Source organism: Bradyrhizobium sp. (genome assembly GCF_035484855.1).
Lineage (GTDB): Bacteria > Pseudomonadota > Alphaproteobacteria > Rhizobiales > Xanthobacteraceae > Bradyrhizobium.
On sequence record NZ_DATHOP010000074.1, the window covers coordinates 1 to 2,238 of the forward strand.

Consider the following 2,238-nt stretch of genomic DNA (forward strand, 5'->3'; position numbering starts at 1 on the left):
GTTGTTGCGATTGAAGTAGGCCTGTGCCTCGGCCAGCGGCATGAACACCATGCCGGCGTCATACTCCGACATGCCCATCTCGAAAACTGCCGTGATCCTGTAGGGCTTGATGCGCGGCGCCGTACCCATCGGCGTCACGGCTCCCTGCGGCGCGACCAGCGTGACGCTGTCGCCGGCGTGCAGTGACAGCGTGTCGGCCAGCCGGCGACCGATGGCAATGCCCTTCCCTTCGTCAAACCCTTCGAGCGAGCCCTGCTTGATGTTTGAGGCGATCGACGTGAGATTGTTCAGGTCGTCGGCGCGAATACCGCGAACGAAGACGCCTGAGGCGTTGAACGGCGAGGACGCCAGCGCCTGCCCATCGACGACGGGCACGGCAAGACGGACGCCCTGAACCCGATTGATGCGGTCGGCGACGTCTTTCCAATCTGTCAGCGGCGATTCCAGCGGCTGCACCAGGAGATGGCCGTTGAGGCCGAGTATCTTGTCCAGCAGTTCCTTGCGGAAGCCGTTCATGACGGCCATCACGATGATCAGCGTGGCAACGCCGAGCATGATGCCGAGGAAGGAGAAGCCGGCAATGACGGAGATGAAGCCTTCCTTGCGACGTGCCCGCAAATAGCGTCCGGACAGCAGCCATTCGAATGGCGCGAAAGGTGGGGTTCGAACTGTCTCGTTCATGGATTCATCCATAGCCCGATTTTCACACGATTCGGGCTAATTGTAGCCGTGATGTCCGACATCCCGGCGCTTGCGGTGGATAATTACTCACGCGGTCAGCCGCGCCACGACATCCGCCGGGCTCAAATTCTCGCGCGCGCCGTCGCTGCGTCGCTTCAGCTCGAGTTTGCCCTCGGCCAGTCCCTTCGGCCCAACCAGGATCTGCCAGGGAATGCCGATCAGGTCGGCGGCGGCGAATTTGGCGCCGGCGCGCTGGTCGGTGTCGTCGTACAAGACCTCGACCCCTTTGGCTGTGAGCTCGCGGTAGAGCTTTTCACAGGCCGCATCGGTATCATCGGAGCCCTGCTTCAGATTCAGGATCACCGCCTTGAAGGGTGCGACCGCTTCCGGCCATTTGATGCCGGCATCGTCATGGCAGGCCTCGATGATGGCGCCCACCAGCCGCGACACGCCGACGCCATAGGAGCCGCCATGAACAGCCACTTCGGCGCCGTCGGGACCGGCGACCAGCGCCTTCATCGCATCCGAATATTTGGTGCCGAAGTAGAAGATCTGGCCGACCTCGATGCCCCGCGTGGTCACCCGCTTCGCAGCAGGCACCTCGCGGTCGAAGCGCGCGGCGTCGTGGACGTCCTCGGTCGCGGCATAGACCGAGGTCCACTGCTTGATGATCGGGCTGAGATCGCCCTCGTAGTCGACCTCCTCGCCGGGCACCGGCAGATCGAGCACGTCGCTGTCGCAATAGACCGCGGACTCGCCGGTCTCCGCGAGCACGATGAATTCGTGGCTGAGATCGCCGCCGATCGGGCCGGTTTCCGCGCGCATCGGAATCGCCTTCAACCCCATCCGTGCAAAGGTCCGCAAATAGGCGACGAACATCCTGTTGTAGGAACGCCGCGCCGCGGCCTCATCGATATCGAACGAATAGGCATCCTTCATCAGGAATTCGCGCCCGCGCATCACGCCGAACCTCGGGCGCTGCTCGTCACGGAATTTCCACTGGATGTGGTAGAGATTGAGCGGCAGGCTGCGGTAGGATTTGACGTAACTGCGGAAAATCTCGGTGATCATTTCCTCGTTGGTCGGCCCGTACAGCAATTCGCGCTTGTGGCGATCGGTGATGCGCAGCATCTCCGGGCCGTAGGCGTCGTAGCGGCCGCTTTCGCGCCAGAGGTCGGCCAGTTGCAGCGTCGGCATCAACAGCTCGAGCGCGCCGGCGCGGTCCTGTTCCTCGCGCACGATCTGCTCGATCTTATTCAGCACCCGCAAGCCCAGCGGCAGCCAGGCATAAATGCCCGCCGCCTCCTGCCGCATCATGCCCGCGCGCAGCATCAGCCGATGCGAAACGATCTCGGCCTCCTTCGGATTTTCCTTAAGGATCGGCAGAAAAAATCGCGACAGTCGCATAGGTACACTCAAAGAATCGTTGAAACACGGAAGGCCCGCAGTGAAACCGGATCGGCCGGGAAAACACAAGGGCGCGAGCCCGGAAGCGGTGCAGGTACCGGATCAACAAGGCGGAATATCGCGCATTCTGCGGCTCACGAGAACGCCAGT

The 2,238-nt window shown here is 62.4% G+C and carries 2 protein-coding genes; both read right to left on the bottom strand.

What is annotated here, in order from left to right; translation table 11 throughout:
• A partial coding sequence (locus VK804_RS08415; protein ID WP_325369822.1) for an ABC transporter permease occupies positions 1-693 on the bottom strand: 693 nt, incomplete at its 3' end.
• Between the two features lie 75 nt (positions 694-768).
• On the bottom strand, positions 769-2,088 hold the full coding sequence (gene proS / locus VK804_RS08420) for a proline--tRNA ligase (RefSeq protein ID WP_325369824.1): 1,320 nt from the start codon (positions 2,086-2,088) through the stop codon (positions 769-771).
• Between the last annotated feature and the right edge of the window lie 150 nt (positions 2,089-2,238).